The following is a 24,945-nucleotide window of genomic DNA, read 5'->3' on the forward strand; positions in this document are numbered from 1 at the left end:
GCTGGGTATGGCCCGGTAGTTCAGTTGGTTAGAACGCTAGCCTGTCACGCTAGAGGTCGTCAGTTCGAGCCTGATTCGGGTCGCCATACGCTGCTATAGCTCAGTTGGTAGAGCGCATCCTTGGTAAGGATGAGGTCAGCAGTTCAAATCTGCTTAGCAGCTCCAGCGCTGATGCCCACAGTGCAAGATACGCATTGTGGGCATCATTAGTATAGGGGCATAGCTCAGTTGGTAGAGCAGCGGTCTCCAAAACCGCGTGCCGAGGGTTCGAATCCTTCTACCCCTGCCAAAAGCCGCTTATCTCGTTTGAGGTAAGCGGCTTTTTGTTTTTTGCTGCGTTGTAGGGACTGGGCATGTGCGGCGGGCGGGTTGGCGGGAGCGACCCGACCACGGCTGGCATCTGGAATGCCAAACAGGCGTTTACTTACAATGCGCCGAAAAAAGAGGATGTGGACTGATCCACATCCTCTAAAACAAAAACAAATCCGAAACAATGCTTCACAAAGAAGATTGAGTTCGGATTTGCACAATATGGTGGAGCTGACGGGAGTCGAACCCGTGTCCGAAAAGAAATCAGTTAGAGTATCTCCGGGCGCAGTGTGTTTATTAAATTTCCCTTGGTGCGGGCGAGCACACACGCACTACACCTTGGTAGCTTCATAAGTTCATGCCGGGCCGCAAAGCTTAAGCCCGTTCACGTTCAGTACCTAATCGACGCCCTGACCCCATGCGGTACTAACACGGGCAGGACGGCAGCGCCTAATTAGGCAGCTACGGCAACAGGATAATTGTTGTCAGTTAATTTAAGTTGGCGCTTTTATCGTGGGTCACCGCCACGGCCCGCTGCTCACGCCTCTCTCTCCCCGTCGAAACCATTACAGCCCCGTATATTCGGCAGGCAAGCCCACCGGGAAAGTGAAGTAGAAACAACTTATCGCTGCGTTTTGAGTGCGCGGTCAATGTCGCGCTTGGCGTCGCGCGCCGCAGCAGACGCACGCTTGTCATACAGCTTTTTGCCCTTGCACAGGCCCAGCTCCAGCTTGACGCGCCCTTTTTTAAAGTAAAGAGAGAGCGGCACCAGCGTGTAGCCCTGTAGCTTGATCTGCTGCCCCAGACGGCGGATCTCCGCCTTGTGTGCCAGCAAACGCCGCGGGCGGCGCGGGTCCTTGTTGAAGATGTTGCCCTGCTCATAGGGGCTGATGTGGATGCCCTTGGCGATCAGCTCGCCGTCATCGATGTCTGCCCAGGAATCCTTCAGGTTGACCCCTCCGGCGCGCAGGCTCTTGACCTCGGTGCCTACCAGCTCGATGCCTGTTTCCAGTGCCTCGATGACAAAGTATTCGTGGCGCACCTCACGGTTGACGGCAATCATTTTTTTCCCACACTTGTCCTCTGCCATGGGGCACACCTCCTTTGCTATTATGGTAGGATATTAAGTATAGCGCACCTGCGCGGGAAAGTCAAGCATCCGCCGTCGGATTTATGCAGCACTTTGCGCGGAAAAATACAAAAATTATATTTTTTGCAAAACCCTGTTGACATTCTCCTCCATATCCGCTATAATAATAAAGCTGATTCGAGATAGCCCGGTTGACCGGGTGTAGCGCAGTTTGGTAGCGCGCTTGAATGGGGTTCAAGAGGCCGTGAGTTCGACTCTCGCCACTCGGACCAAAGATGGCTGTCAAGGTCAGCAGGAGCGTCAAATCCGAAAGGATTTGGCGCTTTTTTGTTTTTTTACGGCTTCAAACGCGGCAGCGCTTGCTCCAAACCGTTGGCGATGGAACGCTTGCGGCGTATGTCCAGATGGCCGTAGATGTTCGCGGTCATCTTGATGTCCGAGTGACCGAGCCACTCCTGCACGTCCTTCAGGCCGTAGCCCTCCGACAGCAGCATGCTGGCGCAGGTGTGGCGCAGGTCGTGGAACCGGATATGGGGCAGGTCGTACTTCTTCAGCAACTTGTGGAAGGTGTGGCTCACATAATCGGGGGAGTAGGGGTGCCCGTCCTCCCAGGTGAACACATAGTCGTTGTCTATGTAGTCCTTGCCGAAGTGGTTTCGGTAGATTTGTTCCTGTTGAAGCAGGATTTTGAACAGCCGCACCGCATCGTCGGTCAGGGGAAAGCTGCGGAAGCTGGATGCGTTCTTCGTCTTGTTCTTCTCCACGACCTTCGTGACCCGGGCCACGGTGTGCCGTATGGTCAGCGTTTGCATCGCAAAGTTGATGCTGTCCCATTTCAGCCCAAGTACCTCGCTGCGGCGCAGGCCGTACAGCGCGGTGACATAGATGATAGGGTAGAGGCGCTCGTTTTTGACGGCGGTCAGCAGGTCTCGCATCTGCGCTTCGGTGTAGAACGTACCGGTAAACTGTGCTGCGTGGGGCATGACGACCAAATCGGCAGGGTTTGTCTGGATCAGACCGTCCCTCTGCGCCAATTTGAGCGTCTGATTGAGCACGTTCTTGTGCTGGCGCAAGCTAACCGCTGACAGGCCGCCATGGCCGTCAGAGCGCCCGAATTTGGCCTTTACGTTGATGTAGGTCTGCAGCGTCTCGCCGTCAACATCACACAGCCGGATTTGCAGGTCATCGAAGTAGGGGAGGATGTGCGCTCGGGCCTGTACCTCGTAGCCCTGATAAGTGACCTCGTCCACACGATGCCGGACATCCTCCAGCCAGCGGCGCACAGCGTCACTGAAAAGCATATCAGGAGGAACTTCCTGTTCAGGCTTTTCGCCGAGCATATCAAGCATGAGCTGCCTGGCTTTGCCCTCGTTTCCTGTTACTGACAGACCTGTGGAAACCCAGGTCTGATTTTTTTTGCCATCTGTCGTATGCGTGAGCACGACATAATATTTGTCGTTTTTTACGCGCAAGCTGGCTGTCATGAGAAGGGCCTCCCAAAGCGTTGTGGCATAAGACTGCACCTCCAAGATTCGACTGTCGGGACGGGGCGTTTTCCTTGTCCGCAAAACCAGTATACTACAATCGTTACGATTTCAAAAATGTACGAATGGAACCAATATGGCGGCACAGCAATGCCGTGAAAGCAGGTACTTTCACGGCATAATCTGCTGGGTGATGGAGGTCAGAATCGCACCCCACTTGCGGGCGCGGCTGGACAGCTGAAAGTAAAAGTCCGTGCAGTCCTTGTTGCCCAACAGCTGCTGGAACTCGTCGGTAAACACCCATGTGCGGCGTCCCAACACGCGGTTCCGAGTGATGCGGTTCCAAACCTGATCCAGCACTGTCAGCATGCCGATAGACTGCATCGACTTGCCCAGCTTGACCGTATTAAAGCAGATGCAATGATTCTGCACGTTCACATTGGTCTGGTGGGCAAACAGGTCCATGGAGCCACTTACATATAGCTTCAACGCTGTAAGCAGTGGCTTGACTTCCTCTCCCTGTAGCGCAAGATTTCTATAAAAGTCGTGCAGCGTTGGCATTTCCTCGCGCTTGGGATTTGCCATATAGCGCTGGTAGGTCAGGCCGGCAGCTACATCAATAAAGGTACGTTCCTGCGGCGACAATTCAGAGCTGTGTAGAATGAGCTGGCAGAAATTCTGCAAGAACTGACTTTTCAGTCGGATGGGGTCCTCGTCATCACCGTAATCTTCCGTGATGTCCATGGGATTGATATGGGAGGGGCTGGACGCGGAAATGTCAATCACTACGCCACCCATGGCTGTAACGAGATGCGTGTACTCCTGTTCTGGGTCGATGAGAACAATATCATCATCTGGCCAGCGAAGCATGATATTGGTGACCATCTGCATTACGGAGAAAGACTTGCCGTAGCCCGTCATACCCAGTACCATACCGGCAGGGGCGGGCAGCAGCTTGCGGTTACACAGTATCAGATTCTTACTGCGGGCGTTGATGCCCTCGTACAGTCCGCCCGGCTGGAACAGTTCCTGTGTGGTGAACGGCACATAGATGGCCGTGCTGACGGTTTCCAGCGTGCGCTCCAACCCGAGCCATTTCTTGCCAAGCGGCAGCATACTGTTCATGGCGTTGCGCTGCTCATACAAAATGCTGTCAAAGCGGCAGGTCTGTTGCTGTACGGTGCTGCAAATGCGCCGCACGCGCTCGTCCAACTGTGCATTGGAATCGCCATAGGTGTGAATGAGGATGCAGACTTTGAAGATTTTTTGGTTTTTGGTTGTAATGTCATCCATCATCTGCTCTGTGTGGTGCATTTTGGATTTCAGATCATAGCTCACGGCGATGCTGGCAGGCATGTTTCGCTCGCGTGCTTTGGCAATGGCATCGTATTCTTCCTTGTGCATATAGGCCAGCTTTTTCTCAATTTCCTGGACGGCTTCTGCCTGGTCCATAGCGTCAACATGCATTGTGATGACGTGGTCAAACGGAAGCTCGGACAGCATAGAGAACAAACCGTTCTTCATTTCCGGTGCTATGCCCCGCAGATACATTGTCTTGCCGATTTTGTCGCCAAACTGATAACGGTCACGGTAAACGGCGCGCGAGTCGTCATGCTCCGGGTGCCAGTTGTAAGAGCTGGGTGAAATAAAATCCTTCGTGGTAAGATCGTCCTCAGCCAGCAGCCAGTCATAGGAAAAGTTCATTTCCTCATTGGGCCGCATGATGCCTTGTAACAGGCTCAGACGTTCGATGCCGGACAAGATGCGTGTACTGCTGCCCATGCGTTTGAAATGATCGGCAATGTCGGCAGCACGGTTCTCCAACTGCTCTTTCGCCTGCTGGTAGTTTTCGGCGTGCAGGCTGAAAGTAACATACTTTTCACGAATCAAGCCGTTCTGACCGCGCAGTGCTTTCTCAGCTACCACTTGGTTCATCTCCTTGGCATACTGGTCACGGTCATCTCCACACAAGGGCAAAAAGGTGTCACAGCGAAACTGCTCCTCGTCCATGCTGCGGGTGACAAGGTTGATTTCCAGATGCAGCGAGGGATCGAAGTGGTTCAAAAACTCACTGTATTTCGTAAAAATGTTCTTTTGCTCTTCCAACATAGCGATTTGAAAGTTCACATCGGTGAACGCCATCGTCATCGAGAAAAGCCCCGGCTCCACCTCGCAGATGCCATCCTGCGACATACTCAGGTATTGCAGGCAGTCACTGGCTTTCTGTGGCGCTTTGCGTGCGGCAATGCGCTTTTTTGCATGTTTTTCGGCTTTCTTTAACTGCTTTGCGTGCTGCCGCAGTTCTTTGGCGGCTTTCCTTTTTTCTCGTTTTAACGATTTCTCCTGTGCGCGCAAAGACTCCAACACACTCGGCTCGATGGGCAAGTCGGCGTGCTTTTTTGGTAAAAACATAATTTTTCTCCTGACGGGGGCAGACTGCGACCTCGGCGGGGCCGCAGTACCATGCCCAGTAGATTTTTACAAGCTTTTCAAACGGATACCCGTTATGGCTGATAAAGCCCAGCCCAAGAAAGGGTAAGACTTCTACCATAACAATGTAGGAAACCAGCTGAATATCCAGCTGAAGCCATTGCAGACAAACGAAGCAGCTTGCTATGGCCAGCACGGCAGCGACACCAAAGCAGGCCAGCTGACGCAGTGAAAGCCCGAGAAAGAATTTCTCGTGATATTCCGTGATTTCGAGATTGGTTTTTGTTGAGAGCATAGGTGAACTCCTCCATTAAATGGCGCTGGTGATGGCTTTGGTGAATCGTCCGCTCATAAACACGGCCACCAGCAGAATAACGGATTTGCCCAGCATGGCCCAGGCCTGCTCGGTAATGTCACCGCCACTGCCCAATGAAGCTGTCAGGGCAGGGTAGAAGCCAATGACAAGATAGAGAACGGCCCCTTGCAGCGCCACCGCCATGTAGTTTTTCAGGAAGTTTACAGCAATACCATGTAGCTCCCGATAGCAGAGCGTGGCAATTGGCAGGGAAGCCAGGGCATTATAAACGTACAGCTCAATGAAGCGGGCCGCAACGATGGTATTGATCACAATGTTGACAAGACGCAGCATCCAGCTTACGACCATAAGCTCCATGGCCACAGGCATATTACCGATGCCGCCCGGCAGTGCTCTGATTGCGTTTTCGATGTCGACCTCGGTGTTGACCTGTCCGCTGCCCACATAACCGGCTATGCCGTTTGTCACCGTAGCCGCTACCTCAAACATCGCATTTAGAATTTCCGTGGAGTGTAGAACAGCCCAGCGGCAAAGCGTGATTTTCAGCATGACCAGCGCCACCTGCTGAATCGTAAAAGCTGTGCTGCCGCCGTTCATGGCTATGGTCTGGGTGAAATTGTACAGTTCCAAAACCATAAAAAGTGCCAGAACGGTAAGTGCAATCGGCATGACTACGCCGGAGCTGATAGAATCTGCATAGCCGGCCAGTGTGCTGTTCCAATCGGTCAGACTGCTCAGCAGACCGGAGTTCTGCCCCATAGCATTTACGGTGGCCGAAATACCCGCCAGTTGGCTTCGTATCGTATCCTCAAAAATAGCGCATACCTCCTATCAGCTGACCGTCAGTGTGCCAAAGTAGGTGGCAACGGCAATAATCAGAACACCGCCAGCAATCGACCAGGCACCGCTGCTGATGCCGGGGCCGTTATGGTCCTTCAGGTTAGTGCCCAGCGTGACTGCGCCAAACAGCAGCAGCAGACCACCTGCAAAATTGACAACATTCGTGATAAGAGAAGTGATTGTAGATACCATTTCCATATAGGTTTCCTTCTTTCTGTTTATGTGTCAGACTCGTCATCGTCGAGTTCTATGTTGTTGATTTCCTGCACATTTTTCATAAAGGCTGCAAAGTTATTTTCTGCGCGCCTCTCGTAGTCGAAGGGATAATACCCCTCTTTTTCTACCAATGCGTAATTAGGGTGCTTTTTAAGATCAAACTTGTAAGAGTAAAATGGCACAACACCGGAAATCATCAATAAGCAACGATTTCGCGGCATGGTGCGTATTTCTTCCGGTGTCATCAGATCACGGCTGGCTACTTGATAGTTCTTGGAAAAGGAGCCCTGTGCGCCGAGATTCTCTGTGGTGTTCAGCACATCGATGGTCCGTTTGCCCAGCTGTTTACCGAAGAACTCCAGCGACTCCGGGTTATTGCCGCCGCCAAGCACAAGCTCTGAATCACAGTTTTCCAGAATCGTGCCCCAGTCATCACCGTACTGAGATTTTAGCTGTGCGATTGACTGGTAAATCAGGGTACATCCGATATTTCGGCTGCGGATGGTGCTGATCAGAATCTGGAAGTCCGGAATCATGCCGATGTTCGGAAACTCATCTAAGAGAAACCGCACATGGCGAGGCAGGCAATGATCTTCACGATTGTTTGCGGTATGCACAAGAATCTGAAAGCACTGCTGGAACATGACCGCTGCCAAAAAGTTATAGGCTGTGGTGGTGTCTGGTGTGACAACGAACAGCGCCACCTTTTTGTCGCTGGCCAGCTCTTCCAGGTGAATGGTGTCATCCTCGCAGATCTTCATGATGGAAGGAATATTGAACGCACTCATACGCATACCGAGAGATACATCAATACTCTGTGCGGTTTTGTCCGGTGCCATATGGTACAGTCCATATTGGCGCGCTGCGAATGACGCAGGCTTTTCCATAGCCAGGTCTTCGAATATATCGTCCAACTGGCTGCGTCCCTGTGGTCCGTAACGATGTTGCATCAGCACAAAAAGTTCCATCACGCTGTTCATATTGTGCATCTCAGGTGGTTGCTCAAAATACACATAGGCAAGCAGCGCTTCCAGCAGTGAAGTAGAGCCTTCTTCCCATATCGGGTCGGCTGTGTTTTTCTGCCGCGGGTCCTCTTTCATATTTTTGATAAGATTCTTGGCAACAACCACAATGTCATCCGTGTCATGGATATACGCAAACGGATTGTAGTGGTCGGACTTGTCACGGTCCTTCAGGTTGAACACTTTCACATCATACCCTTGCGATAACAGGACATTTCCGTAGGTGTCAAGCAGTTCGCCCTTCGGATCACTGAGTACATAATTGCTGTTAAACTGCAGCAGCTGCGGGCCGGCTACGCTGTAGCTCTTGCCGGAGCCGGAGGGACCAAACACGATGATATTCTTGTTGCGGTTATAGTTGTTCTCCGCTGTTACCGGCATCTTCATGGCAAGGCTCAGGGACTCTGTGGCCGTCAGGGGGATGTTCTCACTTGCCTTTTCATGGAGAAACGGCGCAATGTCCGCCGCTGTACCCCAGCGGGCGCTGCCGTACTCCTTCTGCGGCACCAGCCGATGACCGCTGTACTTTATGCAGAGGTAAGCAAGACCCGCCAGCAGAATAGCCCCAACACCGCAGCCTACAGGAATCGGCGCAGAAGACAGTTGCAAGGGATGAAGTACAATTTTGCCAAGATTTACCGCGGCGGCCAGCCTTTGAGTGACCGTTCCGGCAGCCGATACATAGAGAACCCCAACCCGGTTGCCAAGCCAAAAGCAGCCCAGACTTGCAGCAAGACAGATCAGAATTTGCTTTGTGCGCTGTTCCTTCATAGCCGCTCACCTCGCTCCTGCGCCGGCGGCGGGCGGTGCTGGTTCAGCTCCTTCGTGCGCTGCATAGCCCGTTCGGACAACTCCTGCAGCAGACTGGTGGGACGTTCCTTGCCGCGCGCAGCAATGCAGTTTTCAATGGCGGTCTGGATGCGGTCCACGTCCTGCCCCTTGAACCACAGGTTCAACTGCCCGGTGTCCTTGTCCTTGGTAATGGCAAAGTCCACCGAGTATTCCTTGAGCTGCCGCCTGACATAGGGCAGTGTCTTGTCGTTCAGCTCCACCGAAGCGAGAGCCTGCGACTGCCGGTTCAGTGATTGAATTGATTGCTGCCCATACTGCCGCGCTTGCAGCATACTGGCAACCGCCTGCAATATCCCAAAGATGCCCTGCCCGGCAAGCTTGGCTGCGTTGATTTGCACCCGGATGGCCGTTTCTTCTACCATGCGGTATCACCTTCGCTTTCTCCGCAATAAAATTTCAGCCTCACCACGGCAGCGGAACGCCGGTGCGTTGGGCGTATGCTTCGATTCTTTTTCCCAACCTGTATTGCTGCAAGCGGTCCGGCAGGCTGTATTCCAGTGTGCGGATTTTTACATGGTGATTCATTGCGCACTTGAAAAAGGCGTACAGGTACCGCTCCTTGCCGCTGATCTGCCGCATACGGCTGACATACACGCAGTCGACCTTGCCGTCCTTGATACTGCGCAGCATACTCTGATACCCATCACGCAGCGGGCCGTGCCCTTTATAATCGATGCTGCCGCCGACTACCGTCCAGCCGTCGTCACCGGCCTGCCTGCAGCAGGCATCGTAGCTCGCGCGGGTCGCCGCGCAGTCACCGGGAATGCGCGCATACACCCATGCACGGGGCAATTTTTCTTGATTTGGCATTATCTCTCTACCTCCAGCTCTTGGTCATAAAAACTCAATTGCTCGCCTTCTAAACGGAACCGCAGGTCCAGCTCGGCAAATGTGAAATTACGATTGAAGCGTTCCGTCGCCTTATTTGGTGTATCCTGCAATTCCAGCATCAGCTGCCACAAGTCAGGATGCGCCCGGTACAGATGCCGCAGCTCGGTCATGGATGCGTTGGGACAGAACCAGCACCCGCCGCGGTGGCTGTACTCATACAGCGGCGACAGCAGCCCCTCCTGCCTGCACATGGCAAATGCATCCTGCTCTGTCACGCCGTACTTTGCCATAAGGGAAACCTGGTCAGGCTTTAGCCGCTCCAGTCTGATCGGTTCATCCGCGGCAAGACCTAAATAGGAAACCGTACCCGGCGGCAAACTCTCTTTATAGGCTTCCAGTGGCGGAACCTTGCAATCTCGTTGAATTGCACAGCGCCCAGCCAGCGGAAAAGCGGCAAGCTTTCCCTGTGCATTGCCGCGGCTCACCACATGGTAAAAGCAATCCAGATACGTCTTTTCAGCGTGCAAAACTCTTGTGGGGATACCGCGCTTTTCAAAGTACGGAATTGCGGTTTCATAGATAAACTGGGTATGCTCGGGCAGCTCGCCGGATATCTCCTTGCTGAACATGACCTCAGTGTATATGATTTCGTCCAGCGGTTCGCCATGCTGCAAGGCCAGCAGTGCTGTTGCATTGCTGTCTTTGCCGAAGCTCGAACAGATGATATGTTTCATGTCATTCACCAATAAAAATAGGGCGGCCCGCGAGAGTCGCCCATACCATGTACGTGTTTCATAGATTTTTAGTGCTCGCTCTCATCCGGTTTGGATTTGCGGCGCTTGTATGCAAAAATTCCGAAGCCGACGATAGACCCAAATACCGCTGCCGAAAGCAGCGCAAACGGGAAACCATCGCCCGTTTGGGGAATGACCGGCATCGGCGCAGGCGTTGTCGTGGGCGTGCTTGCCGGTGCAGGGGCAGGCGTAGGCGTGCTGTTCGGCGTCGGCTGCGGCGTATTGCTCGGCGTGTCCTCATGCGGTGTTTCCTCGGGGATGCGTGCATCCTTCATAACGACAGTCTGAAGCTCACCGGTGGGCAGCACGGTAAAGGCAATGCTTTCCGCAAGCTGATAGCCATTGGGGGCGGCAATCTCCGTCAGCGTATAGTCACCGGCAGGCAGCTTTTCAATATAGTGGGGCTTGTCCTCGGAAACCCACTGTGCAACCATGTTGCCGTCCGTATCCTTGATGACCAGCTCAGCGCCGGGCAGCTCTTTACCCGTGGCAATGTCAACCTTGGAGATTTGTACCCTGGTAATGTCATCTTTCATGATCACCGTGGCATCGTCCAGCAGCTCCCATTCCTCCCAGGGAATGATCCAGAGCTTCTTTTTATCCTTCAGATAATAGACGTCAGCCTCATCCAGTTCATGGCTGTCAGCATCTGTTTTGCGTTCCAGACGGAACACAATATCGTCTGCAACGGCATACCCACCAGCAGGCCGCATTTCCGTCAGCGTGTATTCTTCGTCAAAATGCAACCCCGTCACACGGTGCGGCGTGTCGGTGGATACCCAGGTGTCAACAACGTTGTCCTTCGTATCCTTGATGATCAGCGTCGCACCGGGCAGTTCTTCGCCGTTGGTCAAATCTCGCTTACTCACCCACATTTCAGTAGGCGTGTTGACGCAGGTGCTGTCCAGCACCTGCAGGATTTCGCCGTCATAGGTGAAGGTGACATCCATCTCTGCATCGTTGAGATAGTATCCCTGCGGGGCGCGCAGCTCGCGGATAAAGTAATTGCCGCTGTTGGTCGAGGCATCCAGTCGGTCACTCTGGCCGTACCACTCACCGCGGATGGGAACATCGCAGTTGAAATAGGTGTAGCCGTCCGCAACGGTCTCGGGACTGGTACAGATCAAATCACCGGCAGAGAACAGCTTGTTACCGTCCATGTCGTAGATGTCATCACGGGTGTACAGGTTGAACACAGCACCAGCCAGATATTTGCCGGTTTCCTGATTGATCTTGTACACACCCACGCGAGCATGCTCACGGTCATTGTAGAAACCAAGGGTCTGCTGTTCAGCCAGTTCCGCAGAGGCTTCCGATGCGCGTACAACATCAAAATACTGTTCATTGTCGCCATTTTTGACGATGCTCTTTGCCATGACTACATCGTTCAGCTGATTATCCCAAGAAAAAGTCACATCATAGCTGTCCGTAGTACCAACATAGCCGTAGGGCGGCTTAGTTTCCTCCACATGGTAGCTGCCCAGCGGCAGGGTAATACTGACCTCGCCGAGCGTGCCGTCGTGGATGGCCGACAGAAAATCATAGGTCGCCTTGGTGCGGGACGGTGCAAACACAGCAGTGTCTGCACTGCCGTCACCGGTGGTAACAACCGCTACCACGTCGCCCTTGGCATACCAGAGCGTTCGGCTGCCGTTGGCATCCAGCTGGCGGTCCTGCGTGTAGATGTCCTCGGCAGCCGTAATGGTGTATTCCGCACCGGCCAGCGGGCGCAGCGTATAGACAAAGTCGGAATCGGCCTCGCCGGTCATCCAGGGGTCAATCAAATCGTTGGTTTCAATCTTTCCGGTCAAGGTCTCGCCGGTCTTACGGATAGTCAGTTTGCCCAGCGTTTCCTCATTCCAGTAGTCCTCACCAATGACAAGCGTATCCATGCCGTCCTCATTGTCGTCGACGGTGGCCTTGTAGATGCGGTCCGTGGAAATATCGAAATCGACATAGTAGTTGCCGCTGTCAGCCCACTCGTTGTAGAATCCGTTCGGACCGACAGTCTCCACAATGCGGTATTTGCCCAGTGGCAGCTTTTCAGGCAGGGTCAGGATACCTTCCTCGTTGGTGTAGAAGGTATCCACGTTCTTGGTCAGATGCCCGTTTACCGTGTCCGTCATCGTGACCAGCTTGGGCTTCCCGTTTTCCAGCCGATAGTTGCCGTTGTCATCCAGCCAATAGATCTGGAAGGCTGTGTTCGGCAGCAGGACCGGTTTGCCGGTTTCCGTATCGAGTTTCGTGATTTTTAAATACACTTCAATCTCCTCATCCAGTACCGTAAATTTCTGATAGGAATCCGATGCTTTCATCACACTGTCCTTCGGCGTGGCCATCGCGCCCCAGGGGTTGTTGTCCTGCTCGGGGTCGATGCTGACCAGGAACGGCTCTGCCTGGAACAAATCGTGCGGCGTCGTGGTCTCCACGACCAGATAGGTGCCGTAGGAAAGCCCCTGCACGCGAATGTCGCCGGAATCATTGCTGAAGATCTCGGCCAGCTGATACTCATTGGCACGCCCCGTGGGCTGCCAGCCATAACCCTTGCCGTTCTTGTTGTCACCTGACGCGGTCAGCGTCCTGTTATAGGCGGCAATTTCATCGGCGTTGACCTCGTAGGTCTTGGCAATGGCCTGCGTCTCACCGGAGAAATCCCACTTGGGGTGCTCGTTGTCGTATTCCTTATTGATATAGGCATCCAGAATGCTTTGCAGAGTGTAGCTTCCGGTGCGGGTCTGGTCAAACTGCTCGACCTTGGACAAGTCGGACACAAGATAGAAGGTGAAGCCTGCGCCCTCCAGCTCCAGTCCATTGGACTGCCCGCTGGAGGATACGACCTTGCTGATCTCCACATTGCCCTTCGCGACCTGATCCTGACTTTCGGTCAGGCCGCTGTCCTTATGGATGTGGTAGTTGCCGTTGTAGGTCGCGGTATCACTGGCAAAGGTGGTTTTCTCCACATACCAGCCCTCGTCTGCATAGCTGGGCGTGATGTAGTAGTTGTGCTCGTCGCAGAGATACCCGGGCGCATAGGACAGGTAATAGGCATCGTAGGTCCAGGTGCCGTCCAGAGCCTTGCTTTTGGAGATGGTGCTGAACTGGTTCTTGTATACCCAATCTGTATACTGCCCGTTGCTGGCTGCCAGCGCGGCAACCTGCCCGGTAGCTGCCTTGGTGCGGCTGTCCACCGTAGGATAGGTGCCGGAAACAGCAAGAGCGCCCTCACGCAGCGGAATGACCGTGCCGGTGGAGCGCTCTACTACATAATATTTTCCGAGGTACAGGTTGGAGAAGGTCAGCCAGCCGTCCTCGATTTTTGCACTGGCTACGAGATTGTCCTTTTTCAGCACGGGTAGATAATCGCTGATCCACTGCCCGCTGTTGTCACGAATCGTAGTGTGCCAGAGGGGATTGCCGTTGGAATCTATGATTTTGGAATAGTCCACGACGCCGGTCACACCATCAGGGTGGGTAATATCCTCGGCGGCGTACAGGTCGTACACTGCGCCGTCCAGCACGGCATTGCCGTGAGCAGCGTCGCCTGTCACATACCGCTGTGCATCCAAATCAACCTTAGAGATGCTGATTTCGCCCAGCGTGCGGTCATTCTTCATGATGCCGTCCGCCGCCGTGGTGGTGTAGTCGTCCTCATTGGCAGCCTTGCCGCTGGCATCGGTGGTATAGCTCCGGGAGGCATCCTTGGGGGAGTCATAGATGGTGACGGTGGTTTCTACGCCGCCGCTGGTCACCAGCTTTGTGCCGCCCCTATCGCCAGCGGCAATGTCGGCATTGTAGTTACCATTGCCCAACCACAGGACAGAATTGTTGTTGTCAGCCGTAATTTCCACATAGTAGGCGCGCTTGCCCAGTGCTGTGCCCGCCGTGCCGGGATGGTCAATGTCTGTCCAGTCGCCGAAATACCCTGCGGGGGCCTTCGTCTCCACAAGGATGAACCTGCCCTCATTGCGCTGCGTGTAGTACAGTGTATGGCGCATCGTGTCGTTTGTGGCGTAGGCGGCGCTGTTGATGACGGCATAGGTGCCGTCACCCTGGCGCTGAATGCTGTAGGTGTTGTAGCCGCCCGTGGGCTGGTATTTGCCGGTCACGACGTCCCACTGGTAGATTTCATACCGGGCATCGCCTGCAATCTGGTTGCCGGTCTCACTGTCCGTCTTTTTGACGTTGATCTGCAGTGACCACTCAGCATTGCGCATCTCGTAGGCATTGTTGGAATTGGCCGGTACTGTAATGGTCTGGTGACTGCCGTTGCTGCCCCAGTAGGATTCAAAACCGTAGGGGATGGTGACTTCGTCATAACGGAACTGTAAAGATGCAAGCTGTGCCTGCGCGCTGGCAATAGCATTATTTACAGCGCTCTGTGCTTCTGCCTGAATGGCGGCAACCGCAGAATCTCGCTCGCTGTTGGCGGCTGCGTCTGCAGCTTCTTTCGTAGTATAGGGGCCGACGCTGCCACTGCGGCCATCTACGGTCTTGGATACAGTGTAATGCACAGACCAGCTGGCAGATGCTGCACCGCCGTTATTCTGGTAATTGTCGTCGTTGGTGTGGCCGCCTGTAGTGACGGTCTGCACACCGGCAGGGGAGATGCTCCAGCTGCCGCCGTCAATTGTTCCAGACTTGGTGATAGGCTCGATTTCAATCGTGGCACCGTCAACCTTTTCCAGCGTTTTCAGCTGGATCTTATCGGTGGTGATACCATAGGTCAGATCTACGGTGCCGCTGGCGGACTGTGCAGGGGCTTCCCAACTGGCATAATACTCCTGTACGACAGGCTTCGGCTCTTCCGTTTCCTCCTCACTGATTTCAGGGCCAATCAGGGCAACGGTCTGCCAACCGCTGCGCGCAGGGGTATAAATGTAGGTGTAGTAGCCGCGGGGCTTTGCATAGGCAACAGCGCCGTCCAGCAGGGCCTGCGCGGATTCCAGATAGATTTTTGCAGCAGTGCTCTCGGGATAATTTTCAATCAGCCACAGCTGGGTATCATCATAAATCGTGTAGCAGAAATCCAAAAGAGAGATTTCTTCAGTATCTTCTGCAGAAAAAGCGACGGGCGTATCGGGCAGCAATTCCATAGAGAGCTGGTCCAGACCGCCCCAGATGCGGTACTGGTTGCCGTAGTGGTCACCGGGAATGCACTGATCTGCGCTGACCAGAGAAGTGTTCGTATAAGTGTACGGCGGACAACCCTTGGGCTGGCCGTTGGCACCGTGGGTGCAGCAGTAGGCTTCCTCGCCATTGAACCAGATCAGCCAGGTGCCATTGACCTTCTCGACCTTGGTGATTTTACCGCTGGTAACGGCAGGCGTGGGACGCTCGGCGTAGGCGGCGACGTCTGTAGTTTCTGCGAACGGTGCGGCCATGGTGCGGCTGCGGTCAATTACAATGTGCAGCGCTTTCGTCAGCGTACTGCCATCCGGGGCAGTGTAGACAAGCTGCGCGGAAAAGTCGGCATCTGCCTGTACATACAGACCCATAACCGCGGCGGACGTTTCGGTATACTCGCTATGCACAAGGCTGCTGCGCGTAGCCTCATCGGCGGGAGCACCGTAGAAGTCCAGCACCGTCACTTCGTTGGGAAGTACCACATCCAGACTGCTGCCGTCTGCAGGGTATTCCACCTGTGCAAGAATGGGCGCAACGGTATAGTCGGTGCCCTCCAGCAACGGAGCCATCATCGTCAGGTCGTCGCCGTTCAGGGTGTCTGCACTCAGGTAACTGTCTGTGCTTTCCTCCAACTGGTAATCCAGCCAGGCGGAAATGCCGATTTTTGTTTCACCCGTGGCAACAGGCAAGCCCTGGCTGCCCATATAGGAACCAGTCGGCGCATCTGGTAAGTCTGTGTACAAAACAGCGCCGTCGAAGGTATAGTCGGTGGATGTCTCCACCGGCGCATCCTCGTCGGCGATTTGGGTAACCATAAGTGTTTCGCTGTCCTCGGGGGTATTTTCACCTGGGTCTGGATCGCTTTCATCAGTTTGCGGTGCATCCGGTGTGACGTTTTTGTTGTCCTGCACCACGATAGGCGTACCATCTGCATCGGCCTGTAGTGCCTCCGCAAACGCCCCAGAGGGGAACATGGAACAGCACATCATGGCTGCCATACATAAGGCTACTACGCGCTGCTTGAGCTTGAACTTGTGACTCATTGAACAGGATTCCTTTCTATGTGCAAAATTATCTATATAAAAAGTGCCTGCCGAACAAACAGCAGACACTTGAGAGTTTGATTTACCTGTAACGCTCAACCGACCTTCCCCTGAAAGAACTCCAAAAATTCCGGCAGCTCCTGGTCCGGCAGTTCGTTCATGACCTGCATGGCCAGGTATTCTGCGCGACTCACCTTGGGGGCAAACTTGCGGGAATAGGTCTTGCCGGTTCTCACGTACCCAACATCGTGGATCAGGTCCTTTTCCGAAAGGCTTTTCAGGATGGTAAAGACAGAGCGCGGCTTCCAGGTACAGTTCTGGGTCGGGATCAAATCGGAAACGATCTGGCTGGCGATGGCAGGCTCCTTGGAATTCCAAAGGTAGGTCATGATCTGCATTTCGGAGGTCGTCATCCGATACAGGGAGTTTTGCTTTTTCATATCCATTCTCCAATCACTGAAAGGTTACGGTCCAGTAAGTGTACTGGCCTTCGGCTGTGCTGCAGAACCAGCAGCCCACACCCATGCTGGTAAAGCTGGGCTCCATAATATTGGCATAGTGGGCAGGGCTGCCCTGCCAGTAGATGCAAACGCTGCTGGCCGAGCCAATCGGACCTGCGGCGCAGATCTCACTGCGGGTCGTCATGCCGCTGTGGTCGAACGGCCCGCCCGCGACAAAGCTCTCACAGCGTGCATCGGCGGCAGCACTCAGGCCACTGTCCATCGTCAAAGGGGACAGACCAGCTGCTGCGCGCATAGCATTGATGTTTTCCTGAACAGCCCAGTAGGCACTGTCCGAGCTGTCGATGCTCCACCACTCCTCACTGCCCGCCGCCAGGTCAAAGGGGACAACACCGTAGCTCATGCTGACCTGTTCAGGCTGACTTGCTGTTACAGCTGATTCTGTTGCCGGCGCTTCGGTAGGCGCTGCAGTAGGCTCCGGTATGGGAATTTCAGTCGGTGCCGGTGTGGCAGTTGGTTCTGGAGTCTGTGTGGACGTTGGTGCCGGGCTTTCCGTGGCAAGCGGCGCAGGTGTCTCAATGGCAGTCTCTTCAGTAGCAACGGTAAGTTCTACCAGCGTACTGCTTTCCGGCGTTTGCAAGGTGTTATCGGTCTGCTGTGCGCAGGCGCAGAGTAACACCGTAGCTAAAAGAATGGATAACAGACATTTTTTCATATTATAAATTTCTCCAAAGTACAGTTTACAAGGGACTACACAGGGTAGGTATCTGACGGGAGGGGTTCCGCTCGTCAGATTTTCCATGTGATATTTAAGCTGTCGCTTGTGGCGGCTATGGTGGTAATCATCAAATCCACCACCCGCCGCTTGTCGTCAAAGGATACATTCTCCCAAGTATCGAGGTAGCCGGAAATCTGGCTGACCTGTTCCGGGCTGATTGCTTCCACCGTCAACTCGGCTATCTGCTTCACAAGTTCCTGTTTGCGCCCATCCAGTTCCGCTATCTTTACATTCACATAGGAGAGCAGAACATTGTTTGCACCCGTCAGACTGTCCACCAGCTTTTCAATCTCGCTGTCCACATGGGCAAGCTCCACTTGCAGGGCGGCGATTTTCGGGTTTGCCTTTGCCGCTTTTTTTCTGCCCGTCAGCGTTTTGTAGCCTGCCAGCTTCTTCACCATCTGCTGATAAACAACCGCTTCCAGCTCCGAAGTGATGATTTTCCCGCACCCCGGACAACTCTTGTTATCCAGCCGTTTCGTACAGCGAAGGTATTGCTTGCCGGAGGGATTGAAGATGCTCATAAGGGCATACCCGCAGTTCCCGCATTTGATTTTTCCCGCCAGCCATGTATGGGTGGCTTTCCGGGCAGATTGGATTTTCATGTTGTTCATCAGCTTCTTACGGCAGGTCAGCCAGATGTCGGAGGGGACAATGCCCTCATGGGGAGCCAGCACCAGCATTTGGTCTTTCAAGTCGTTCTTTTTGCTGGGCTTCACATCCCGCCCCTGATACAGATAGCAGCCGTTCATACCCGTAAAATCGGCAGCGTCATTGACCAGGACTGCCCCTTGACTTTTGAAAAACTCGTACACATCAAGGTCTGCCTGCACATAGACAGGATTGCGTAACATCTGCGCCAGCGTGGGGCGTATCAGCTCTTTGCCATGGAACAAAATCCCCCGTTCCGCAAAGTACCGGGTAATGTCCCCATAGGAGGTAGTGGGCTGGGCGTACATCTCAAACATCAGCCGGATATTTGCCGCTTCATCTGGATTTACCACCAGCTTCTTTGTGTTGATACCATCCATCTTGATTGGTTCGGTGTGGAAGCCGTAAGGGGCTTTCCCACCCATCTTGAAACCTCGCTGGCTGCGGGAATAGTAAGCGTCCGTTACCCGCTTCTGTATGGTTTCCCTCTCAAGCTGGGCGAACACAATACAAATATTCAGCATCGCCCGCCCCATCGGGGTGGAGGTATCAAACTTTTCCGTAGAGGACACAAACTCTACATTGTACTGTTGGAACAGCTCCATCATGTTGGCAAAGTCCAGAATGGAACGGCTGATACGGTCGAGCTTGTAAACCACGACTTTTGCAATTAAGCCCCGCTTGATGTCCCGCACCAGTTCTTGAAACTTTGGACGGTCTGTGTTCTTGCCGCTGTACCCTTTATCTGTGTATTCCTTGCAGTTACCGCCTTTCAACTCATATTTGCAAAATTCAATCTGGCTTTCAATGGAAATGCTGTCCTTTTTGTCTACCGATTGTCTTGCATAGATTGCGTCTATTCGATTGTTCATATTGTCGCTCCTTTTCTTAAAAAAGAAACGGAGCTGCTGACACCTTTATTATACCGTCAGCAGCCCCGCAAATCAACGATGGCTTTGGAAAACCTTATGCCCCGGCTTCCTCTTTCTGCCGCTTATCGGCATATTTGCGGAACACCTCATAAAGCTGCTGCTCCAGTTCCCGGCGTTTGACCGCTTCCTGTTCCGGCGTGAACACCGGGGAGAGATTTTCCAGCGTGATTTCCTTTCCTTGAAAAGTCACGACTTCGGTTTCTTTCTTGTATCTGATATGCTCCATAGTACCTCCGTATTTAATTTTCAAAGTGCAGTGCCGCCATGCTGCGGCGTGAAATGTTTTCTGCCATCAATCACCGTTCCTTTGTGTGCCGCTGCTGTCGTTTCAGTTCTGCCAGCACCTCCGGCGGGATACGGTCAACCAGCCGCTGAATGTCTTTCAATTCGCTTTCCAGCTTTGCCCGTTCCATCGTATCTTTCATCTTGCCTTTTTCGCTGGCTTTGGCTCTGGCTTCCAACTGTTCATTTTCTACCAAAAGGTCGTTTATCGTGACCTTGTATTTTTTGAGCTGACCGGAGAAATTCTCCATCTGCGGAAACCACTTTTTCAGCAGGGAGAGGGCTTCCTCTTTTTTCTTTCCGGCGTTGAATGGGGTAATACCGTCCAGCGTGGCTTCAATGGCTCTTGCCTGTTTGGAGAGATTGACCGCCTGCTTGAACAGACGGGTGGGGATATGCTTCCTGCCTGTCTTGCTGGCACTTTCCCCACGCTCCAAGTCGGGATATTTCTCTACCATGTAGGCGTGAAAATCGTCCTGCCATTTTGTGAGGTTGGCTCTGTTCCCAATAATCTCCTTTGCACACAGGCGGTTGTCCTCTGTCAGCGGGACAAAGACCAAATGCAGGTGGGGCGTTTTCTCGTCCATGTGTACCACCGCCGACACGATATTTTCTTTCCCTACCCGCCCGATTAAGAAATCAGCCGCCCTCTGGAAAAACGCCTGTATCTCCTTTGGGGATTTCTTCTTGAAAAACTCCGGGCTGGCGGTTATGAGCGTATCTACAAAACGGGTGCTGTCCCTGCGGGTACGGCAGCCTGCCTGTTCAATACGGTTCTGTATAAAGTGGTAGTACCTGCCCGACCGCTTGACGATATGGAAATTGTACTTGCTCCGGCTGGCGTCAATGTCGGGATTGCTGGCGTACTGTTCCTTTTGCCGTTCGTGATGGGCTTCCAGCGGTCTTGCCGGATTGCCCTTGTGTTTTTCAAATCGCAAAATTGCGTGTTGTGCCATGAAACTCCTTTCCCCATTCCGTTCCTTTCCGGGACTTTTCCACAGGAAAATCCCGCAGAAAATATCTCGGATAGGATAGGAATGGATAAGATATAAATAAAATCGTTTTAATCTCTGTATTTCTATATACCGTCCGGTTTTCGTACTTCAAGAGGATTGATTATCGTACTTGTGGAGTGCGGTTTTCAGTTCTCCGGCGTTCCATAACCGGATTTCTTGAAGTCGGTGTTTGGAACCGCTTCGTAGGATTTTGGGTAAATGCGGTTGGGTTTTCCACAGCCCTGCTTCTGGATCTCCACCAATCCGGCATATTGCAGTTCCCGCAGGGTGTTCACCGCCTTTTGCCGCCCACAGTGAAGCAGGGCAACAACCTCGCAGATTGGGTAATACAGGAAAATCCGCCCGTACTCGTCCGCCCAGCCGTTCTTCCGGGATAACTCCGTCCGGCGCAGGATAAAGGCATACAGTACCTTTGCTTCGTTGGACAGGGGTGTGAATGTGGGGGCTTCAAAAAGGAAATTGGGAAGCCGGGTAAAGCTGACCGCCTTTTCCGGCTGATGGATATAAATGGTGTTTGTCATATCGTGTTTTGTGGACGGTTAGAAGACTGTTTCCGGGGGCAGACGGTAGTTTCTATTGCCGGCCCCTGTTCTGTGCTTGCAAAGCCTTGTAAATCAAGGACTTTTCAGCCCCTAACTGTCCACACAAGACCTCCTTTTCCGTTCACTTTCTGTTTTCTGTCGCCTGTGAACTCTGGCGGCACAGCCGGGGCAGTATTTTGCCCGGTTGGATTTAGGGACGAACACACCGCCGCAGACCGCACAGCGTTTCAAGTCCTTATCCCGGAAAATCTCTGCTTCCAGCGTTCCGATTTGCGGCAAGACCGACCAGCGGAACCACTTACAGCAGACCGAGAAAGAAGCCGTCTGCGGGCAGGCGCAGGTGTCCCCATCGTCAAGGAGCATACAGTTCCCGTCCTCATAGTTGCAGCACTCCCGGCGGATCAGGGCGTTTGCCTGTTTCCTCTGTGCCGGTGTCATGCGGTAAAGGGAACCGTCCTGCCTGCGCTCTATGGGCGGCAGTCGTTTATATGGGTTCTCTCTCATGTGTTCCCTCCATTTTTCCTTTGCCGTTCTCCCCGAAAAGGCTTCCTGCCCCATTCCTGCGGCGTGTTCCGGCGTTGGCACGCTCCCCGGACTTCGGGACATTTTGTCCCGAAGTGGCTCGTTGCGGTGCTTCCCCTGCCGGGGTATTCCTTTTCGGACGGTCATTCTGTTTTCAAGGTGCAGCTCATCGATGAACTACCTTAAGTCTACACCTAAAAGACCGCCCGCCCCGTATATCCATAAGGTCGGAAATCAGCCCGGAAAACTCTCTATTTCCACGCTCTTGGAATTGTGGTAGAATAGAAGAAATAGAATGGCAAATCGAAATTTCACGGAGGTATATTATGGGACTGTTTTCAAAGAAGAAAAATGAAGAAGTGGCTATTGATGAACTAACACCACAAATAAAAACTAAGTTAGATGAATTAGCCCAAAAAGGCAATCAGTTTGAGGAAGAAGAACAATATGAGGAAGCTATACAAGCATGGAAAGAAGCTCTTAGCCTAATCCCAGAGCCACAGCAATTTTACAGTGAAACCATATGGTTTTTAGCTGCCATTGGCGATATTTATTTTCAAAAGAAACAATACGAAAAAGCACACGAATGCTTTGACAAAGCAAGGGGGAATTTGAGCGGCGAGGGATATGGAAATCCGTTTGTTATGCTTCGATTAGGTGAATGTTGTTTAGAAATAGGGGACGAAAAAAACGCCACAGAATATTTGCTTAGAGCCTATATGTTTGAAGGAAGGGAGATATTTGAGCCTGACGAGGACGGTAATGATGATGGCAAAAAATATTTTGATTATTTAAGAACTCATGTTGAAAACATTGAGTGAAGATTAAGATAACACAGTTCCCATTTATCGAGCAGACAAGGAGGGAGAGCATGGAACTATCCATACAAGAACGATTGAAAGATTTGCGTGTGGAGCGTGGGCTGACGCTGGAGCAGCTTGAGGAGCAGGTAAATCTCTCCAAGTCTGCGCTGGGCAGCTATGAAGCAAAGGATTTTAAGGACATCAGTCACTATGCTATTATCAAGCTGGCGAAGTTTTACGGTGTAACCGCCGATTATCTACTGGGGCTGTCCCAAACAAGAAATCACCCAAACGCTGATCTTGCAGACCTGCGTTTGAGTGATGATATGATTGAACTCTTGAAAAGTGGGTTGATAGATAATTCCCTCTTGTGTGAACTGGCAGTACACCCGGATTTTCCCCGGCTGATGGCTGACCTCGAAATCTATGTAAACGGTATCGCAGGAAAACAGGTGCAGAGTGCAAATGCCATTATAGATGCTGTGAGCGCAACCATTATGAAGCAGCACAATCCCAGCTTGTCCGACCCGCAGCTAAGACAGCTTATCGCCGCTCATATTGATGATGACAGCTTTTGCCGCTATGTGATACAGCAGGACATAAACAAGATAGCCCTCGACCTGCGGGAAGCCCATAAGGACGATTTTTTCAGCGTTCCGGAGGACAACCCACTGGAAGATTTCTTGCAGACCGCCGAGGAAACTGCCAGTCCAGACAGCGACCCGGAGCAAGCAGCTTTGGCGTTTATCTGTAAGCGGCTCAAATTGAATTTGAAAAAGCTGTCCGAAGATGAAAAGAAGTGGCTGAAAAAGATTGCACAGAAGTCGGACTTGCTGAAAAATCCAAACCCACAGAGGGGGAGGAAATAAGAGAGCGATAAATTGGAATGAACTGAGAGGAATTTTGTCTATGAAAATAAATCTATCTAATTTTGAAACATCAGATGTATCTTTGTTTGATGTTTCAATCGTGCAAAGAGATGTTGGAGGCGGGAAAACGGAGAAAGAGGACATAGATTGTTTAGAGGAATATCCAACAGCAAAATCGTTGATTATATCGGGACTAAATCAGGAATGTTTTGAATATTTAATCAAACATTATGGTAGTCAGTTTGAAGCTATTTCCTTTTGGAAAAATAAATCAGTCAGCGACTTGTCACCATTAGAGGATTTAACAAATGTAAAATTCATTCATTTTTTCTTTAATCAAAAAGCTACGGATTTGTGGAATATGGAGCGTAATGAGAAGTTAAGTGGCTTGTCCATTTATGATTTTTCCAAATTACATTCGGTTGTAAAAGTTGCTACCGCACCATATTTGAATTATTTTTCCATAGGAAATCGTGTCTGGCCCAAAATGGAAATAGAGAGCCTAAAGCCTTTAATTCATAGTCAAATTACACACTTTGGATGGTGGGGAGCAAAAATTTTGGATAATGATTATCTGTGTTTAGCGGATAGTCGTATTAAAAAATTAGATATGTTTATTAGGCATTTTACGATAGATGAACTGGCTCGACTGGTTGCTAACATTCCAGATTTAACAGGAGAAATAACGAAACCTTACAAGGAGTGTAGCATTATTGAAAGCGGGGAAAAAACGACCTATTATCTTCTCTGCAAAGGGAAACGAAAACTAATAAAGGGAAAAGATGATGATAAATTAAAAAAGTATTTAGAGGATTACAATAGCTTAGTTGAGAAGTACAAAATAGAATATACATAACATCGGGGAGATAGCAAAGCCAGCCGAGCCAGTCAACGGTCAAGATGAACGGTGCATATAAATGCACCGCCGTTGACAGCCCCGCCCGTCTTTGCTAAAGGGTAATCAAGGCGGGAAAGCCCTAAAATGGCTTCCCGCCCATTTCAATTTTGAGAGAAAAATCTGTCTGCTTTTTCGTGAGTGTGTCCACAAGTTCGGGACATTTTGTCCCGAAGTCCGGCGTAGGACGAGGGACGGGGCTTTCATATACGCCCTGTCTGCTGATGAAACCAGTCCTGCGCTTGCGGCTCCACGCCACGCAATCACAGCCCTGTTTTCCTGCCGTTTCAAATGCCCTTGCCCTCCCCGGCGGCAACGACATTTTTACGGCAACGCCGACAGAGCGTATAACACACTACACTTTGCAAGCAAAGTCGTGTGCCAAGGGGCAAGCCCCTTTGGAAACCCCAGACAACAAAACAGGCTGAATATCTCGCACTTTCCCGGTGCTTGATATTCAGCCTTTATTTGTTGTCAGCAGCCCCGTTCCGTGGTTTGTGTGTAGTTCCTTGTAAACTGACCTAATCAGTAGTATAAATCATACAGACTACCAGCAAACTCGAGCAGCTTTCTGCCCAACCAGAACAGCACCTGCGGCGCGCCGTAAGGACTGAGCAAGAATGCCACGATGGCGGATACTGCCGCCTCTTGGTAGCACTTATCGAATAGCGCCAACAGAGCAGCCAGACCGCCCAGTGCCGCCAAAAACCTGCCGCAAACTCCGCAGATAGCAAACAGCACGATTGCAATCAGGCCCAGTGCAAGAAGTACCAGAATGACAGGCACGAGACTAATGCGGATACCCCAGGTAAGGAACAGATTTTTACGTTGAATGGGCATAAT

The 24,945-nt window shown here is 52.2% G+C and carries 22 protein-coding genes, 4 tRNA genes and 1 other RNA gene; 7 read left to right on the forward strand and 20 right to left on the reverse strand.

What is annotated here, in order from left to right:
- Window positions 1–9 precede the first annotated feature (9 nt).
- The 3 genes from B5D32_RS12100 (at window position 10) to B5D32_RS12110 (ending at window position 289) form a co-directional block, all read left to right on the forward strand.
- Window positions 10–86: transfer RNA gene (locus B5D32_RS12100), tRNA-Asp, on the forward strand.
- A gap of 3 nt (window positions 87–89) precedes the next feature.
- Window positions 90–165, forward strand: a tRNA-Thr gene (locus B5D32_RS12105).
- A 48-nt stretch (window positions 166–213) separates the two neighbouring features.
- Window positions 214–289: transfer RNA gene (locus tag B5D32_RS12110), tRNA-Trp, on the forward strand.
- Between the two features lie 243 nt (window positions 290–532).
- Here the strand turns inward: B5D32_RS12110 and ssrA are convergent.
- Window positions 533–885, reverse strand: a transfer-messenger RNA (tmRNA) gene (gene ssrA, locus B5D32_RS12115).
- Window positions 886–931: 46 nt separating this feature from the next.
- The gene (smpB, locus tag B5D32_RS12120; RefSeq protein ID WP_143402753.1) at window positions 932–1,399 is read right to left on the reverse strand and encodes an SsrA-binding protein SmpB; all 468 of its coding nucleotides are present in this window, start codon (window positions 1,397–1,399) and stop codon (window positions 932–934) included.
- A 195-nt stretch (window positions 1,400–1,594) separates the two neighbouring features.
- Between smpB and B5D32_RS12125 the strand changes: the two genes are divergently transcribed.
- Window positions 1,595–1,671, forward strand: a tRNA-Pro gene (locus tag B5D32_RS12125).
- A gap of 63 nt (window positions 1,672–1,734) precedes the next feature.
- Here B5D32_RS12125 and B5D32_RS12130 read toward each other — a convergent pair.
- The 17 genes from B5D32_RS12130 to B5D32_RS12220 form a co-directional block, all read right to left on the reverse strand.
- Window positions 1,735–2,883, reverse strand: a complete 1,149-nt coding sequence (locus B5D32_RS12130) for a tyrosine-type recombinase/integrase (protein WP_078785276.1) — start codon at window positions 2,881–2,883, stop codon at window positions 1,735–1,737.
- Between the two features lie 171 nt (window positions 2,884–3,054).
- A complete protein-coding gene (locus B5D32_RS12135) occupies window positions 3,055–5,076 on the reverse strand; it encodes a VirB4-like conjugal transfer ATPase, CD1110 family (RefSeq protein ID WP_078785277.1) in 2,022 nt (673 codons plus the stop codon).
- Between the two features lie 19 nt (window positions 5,077–5,095).
- A complete protein-coding gene (locus B5D32_RS12140; RefSeq protein ID WP_078785278.1) occupies window positions 5,096–5,608 on the reverse strand; it encodes a PrgI family protein in 513 nt (170 codons plus the stop codon).
- A gap of 15 nt (window positions 5,609–5,623) precedes the next feature.
- Window positions 5,624–6,388 carry a VirB6/TrbL-like conjugal transfer protein, CD1112 family gene (locus tag B5D32_RS12145; RefSeq protein WP_078785279.1) on the reverse strand — a complete coding sequence of 255 codons (765 nt, stop codon included), beginning with the start codon at window positions 6,386–6,388 and terminating at the stop codon, window positions 5,624–5,626.
- Between the two features lie 72 nt (window positions 6,389–6,460).
- Window positions 6,461–6,667: a hypothetical protein gene (locus B5D32_RS12150; RefSeq protein ID WP_078785280.1), complete on the reverse strand. Its 207-nt coding sequence runs from the start codon at window positions 6,665–6,667 to the stop codon at window positions 6,461–6,463.
- 20 nt (window positions 6,668–6,687) lie between these two features.
- Entirely contained in the window at window positions 6,688–8,478 is a 1,791-nt protein-coding gene (locus B5D32_RS12155; RefSeq protein ID WP_078785281.1) for a VirD4-like conjugal transfer protein, CD1115 family, read from the reverse strand.
- Entirely contained in the window at window positions 8,475–8,921 is a 447-nt protein-coding gene (locus B5D32_RS12160; RefSeq protein WP_078785282.1) for a PcfB family protein, read from the reverse strand. The genes B5D32_RS12155 and B5D32_RS12160 overlap by 4 nt, the downstream gene beginning before the upstream one ends.
- A 40-nt stretch (window positions 8,922–8,961) precedes the next feature.
- Window positions 8,962–9,369 carry a recombinase family protein gene (locus B5D32_RS12165; RefSeq protein ID WP_078785283.1) on the reverse strand — a complete coding sequence of 136 codons (408 nt, stop codon included), beginning with the start codon at window positions 9,367–9,369 and terminating at the stop codon, window positions 8,962–8,964.
- Entirely contained in the window at window positions 9,369–10,124 is a 756-nt protein-coding gene (locus B5D32_RS12170; protein WP_078785284.1) for an adenine nucleotide alpha hydrolase family protein, read from the reverse strand. Before B5D32_RS12170 ends, B5D32_RS12165 begins: the two co-directional genes overlap by 1 nt.
- A gap of 68 nt (window positions 10,125–10,192) precedes the next feature.
- Window positions 10,193–16,351: a SpaA isopeptide-forming pilin-related protein gene (locus B5D32_RS12175; protein WP_078785285.1), complete on the reverse strand. Its 6,159-nt coding sequence runs from the start codon at window positions 16,349–16,351 to the stop codon at window positions 10,193–10,195.
- Window positions 16,352–16,446: 95 nt separating this feature from the next.
- A complete protein-coding gene (locus B5D32_RS12180) occupies window positions 16,447–16,791 on the reverse strand; it encodes a BlaI/MecI/CopY family transcriptional regulator (protein ID WP_147610122.1) in 345 nt (114 codons plus the stop codon).
- Between the two features lie 13 nt (window positions 16,792–16,804).
- The gene (locus B5D32_RS15000) at window positions 16,805–17,527 is read right to left on the reverse strand and encodes a CAP domain-containing protein (RefSeq protein WP_159447041.1); all 723 of its coding nucleotides are present in this window, start codon (window positions 17,525–17,527) and stop codon (window positions 16,805–16,807) included.
- Window positions 17,528–17,601: 74 nt separating this feature from the next.
- On the reverse strand, window positions 17,602–19,113 hold the full coding sequence (locus B5D32_RS12195; protein ID WP_078785288.1) for a recombinase family protein: 1,512 nt from the start codon (window positions 19,111–19,113) through the stop codon (window positions 17,602–17,604).
- A gap of 94 nt (window positions 19,114–19,207) precedes the next feature.
- Window positions 19,208–19,399, reverse strand: a complete 192-nt coding sequence (locus B5D32_RS12200) for a hypothetical protein (protein ID WP_006060747.1) — start codon at window positions 19,397–19,399, stop codon at window positions 19,208–19,210.
- Between the two features lie 70 nt (window positions 19,400–19,469).
- Window positions 19,470–20,411, reverse strand: a complete 942-nt coding sequence (gene mobV / locus B5D32_RS12205) for a MobV family relaxase (protein ID WP_033117766.1) — start codon at window positions 20,409–20,411, stop codon at window positions 19,470–19,472.
- A 185-nt stretch (window positions 20,412–20,596) separates the two neighbouring features.
- Window positions 20,597–20,992 carry a replication initiator protein A gene (locus B5D32_RS12215; RefSeq protein ID WP_033117767.1) on the reverse strand — a complete coding sequence of 132 codons (396 nt, stop codon included), beginning with the start codon at window positions 20,990–20,992 and terminating at the stop codon, window positions 20,597–20,599.
- A 111-nt stretch (window positions 20,993–21,103) separates the two neighbouring features.
- Complete coding sequence (locus tag B5D32_RS12220) at window positions 21,104–21,517, reverse strand: cysteine-rich VLP domain-containing protein (protein WP_024739833.1); 414 nt, start codon at window positions 21,515–21,517, stop codon at window positions 21,104–21,106.
- Window positions 21,518–21,861: 344 nt separating this feature from the next.
- On the opposite strand from B5D32_RS12220, the gene B5D32_RS12225 reads away from it, so the two are divergent.
- The 3 genes from B5D32_RS12225 to B5D32_RS15005 are packed head-to-tail and all read left to right on the forward strand — an operon-like array spanning window position 21,862 to window position 24,063.
- Window positions 21,862–22,356: a tetratricopeptide repeat protein gene (locus B5D32_RS12225; protein ID WP_004462512.1), complete on the forward strand. Its 495-nt coding sequence runs from the start codon at window positions 21,862–21,864 to the stop codon at window positions 22,354–22,356.
- A 50-nt stretch (window positions 22,357–22,406) separates the two neighbouring features.
- Entirely contained in the window at window positions 22,407–23,207 is an 801-nt protein-coding gene (locus tag B5D32_RS12230) for a helix-turn-helix domain-containing protein (protein WP_078785290.1), read from the forward strand.
- A 40-nt stretch (window positions 23,208–23,247) separates the two neighbouring features.
- A complete protein-coding gene (locus B5D32_RS15005) occupies window positions 23,248–24,063 on the forward strand; it encodes a hypothetical protein (RefSeq protein WP_033117770.1) in 816 nt (271 codons plus the stop codon).
- Window positions 24,064–24,627: 564 nt separating this feature from the next.
- Here B5D32_RS15005 and B5D32_RS15410 read toward each other — a convergent pair.
- Entirely contained in the window at window positions 24,628–24,942 is a 315-nt protein-coding gene (locus B5D32_RS15410; protein ID WP_078785291.1) for a hypothetical protein, read from the reverse strand.
- Window positions 24,943–24,945: the final 3 nt, after the last annotated feature.

The organism is Gemmiger formicilis, assembly GCF_900167555.1.
GTDB classification, from domain to species: Bacteria; Bacillota; Clostridia; order Oscillospirales; family Ruminococcaceae; genus Gemmiger; species Gemmiger formicilis.

What these genes read in the sequence shown, in the direction of transcription:
- B5D32_RS12145 (WP_078785279.1), bottom strand. Translation starts at nt 6,388, where the DNA reads ATGGGGCAGAACTCCGGTCTGCTGAGCAGTCTGACCGATTGGAACAGC.
- B5D32_RS12140 (WP_078785278.1), bottom strand. Translation starts at nt 5,608, where the DNA reads ATGCTCTCAACAAAAACCAATCTCGAAATCACGGAATATCACGAGAAA.
- B5D32_RS12160 (WP_078785282.1), bottom strand. Translation starts at nt 8,921, where the DNA reads ATGGTAGAAGAAACGGCCATCCGGGTGCAAATCAACGCAGCCAAGCTT.
- B5D32_RS15000 (WP_159447041.1), bottom strand. Translation starts at nt 17,527, where the DNA reads ATGAAAAAATGTCTGTTATCCATTCTTTTAGCTACGGTGTTACTCTGC.
- B5D32_RS12200 (WP_006060747.1), bottom strand. Translation starts at nt 19,399, where the DNA reads ATGGAGCATATCAGATACAAGAAAGAAACCGAAGTCGTGACTTTTCAA.
- B5D32_RS12130 (WP_078785276.1), bottom strand. Translation starts at nt 2,883, where the DNA reads ATGACAGCCAGCTTGCGCGTAAAAAACGACAAATATTATGTCGTGCTC.
- B5D32_RS12195 (WP_078785288.1), bottom strand. Translation starts at nt 19,113, where the DNA reads ATGAACAATCGAATAGACGCAATCTATGCAAGACAATCGGTAGACAAA.
- B5D32_RS12180 (WP_147610122.1), bottom strand. Translation starts at nt 16,791, where the DNA reads ATGAAAAAGCAAAACTCCCTGTATCGGATGACGACCTCCGAAATGCAG.
- B5D32_RS12165 (WP_078785283.1), bottom strand. Translation starts at nt 9,369, where the DNA reads ATGCCAAATCAAGAAAAATTGCCCCGTGCATGGGTGTATGCGCGCATT.
- B5D32_RS12150 (WP_078785280.1), bottom strand. Translation starts at nt 6,667, where the DNA reads ATGGAAATGGTATCTACAATCACTTCTCTTATCACGAATGTTGTCAAT.
- B5D32_RS12230 (WP_078785290.1), top strand. Translation starts at nt 22,407, where the DNA reads ATGGAACTATCCATACAAGAACGATTGAAAGATTTGCGTGTGGAGCGT.
- B5D32_RS12215 (WP_033117767.1), bottom strand. Translation starts at nt 20,992, where the DNA reads ATGACAAACACCATTTATATCCATCAGCCGGAAAAGGCGGTCAGCTTT.
- smpB (WP_143402753.1), bottom strand. Translation starts at nt 1,399, where the DNA reads ATGGCAGAGGACAAGTGTGGGAAAAAAATGATTGCCGTCAACCGTGAG.
- B5D32_RS12155 (WP_078785281.1), bottom strand. Translation starts at nt 8,478, where the DNA reads ATGAAGGAACAGCGCACAAAGCAAATTCTGATCTGTCTTGCTGCAAGT.
- B5D32_RS12135 (WP_078785277.1), bottom strand. Translation starts at nt 5,076, where the DNA reads ATGTCGCAGGATGGCATCTGCGAGGTGGAGCCGGGGCTTTTCTCGATG.
- B5D32_RS12220 (WP_024739833.1), bottom strand. Translation starts at nt 21,517, where the DNA reads ATGAGAGAGAACCCATATAAACGACTGCCGCCCATAGAGCGCAGGCAG.
- B5D32_RS15005 (WP_033117770.1), top strand. Translation starts at nt 23,248, where the DNA reads ATGAAAATAAATCTATCTAATTTTGAAACATCAGATGTATCTTTGTTT.
- B5D32_RS12225 (WP_004462512.1), top strand. Translation starts at nt 21,862, where the DNA reads ATGGGACTGTTTTCAAAGAAGAAAAATGAAGAAGTGGCTATTGATGAA.
- B5D32_RS15410 (WP_078785291.1), bottom strand. Translation starts at nt 24,942, where the DNA reads ATGCCCATTCAACGTAAAAATCTGTTCCTTACCTGGGGTATCCGCATT.
- B5D32_RS12170 (WP_078785284.1), bottom strand. Translation starts at nt 10,124, where the DNA reads ATGAAACATATCATCTGTTCGAGCTTCGGCAAAGACAGCAATGCAACA.
- B5D32_RS12175 (WP_078785285.1), bottom strand. Translation starts at nt 16,351, where the DNA reads ATGAGTCACAAGTTCAAGCTCAAGCAGCGCGTAGTAGCCTTATGTATG.
- mobV (WP_033117766.1), bottom strand. Translation starts at nt 20,411, where the DNA reads ATGGCACAACACGCAATTTTGCGATTTGAAAAACACAAGGGCAATCCG.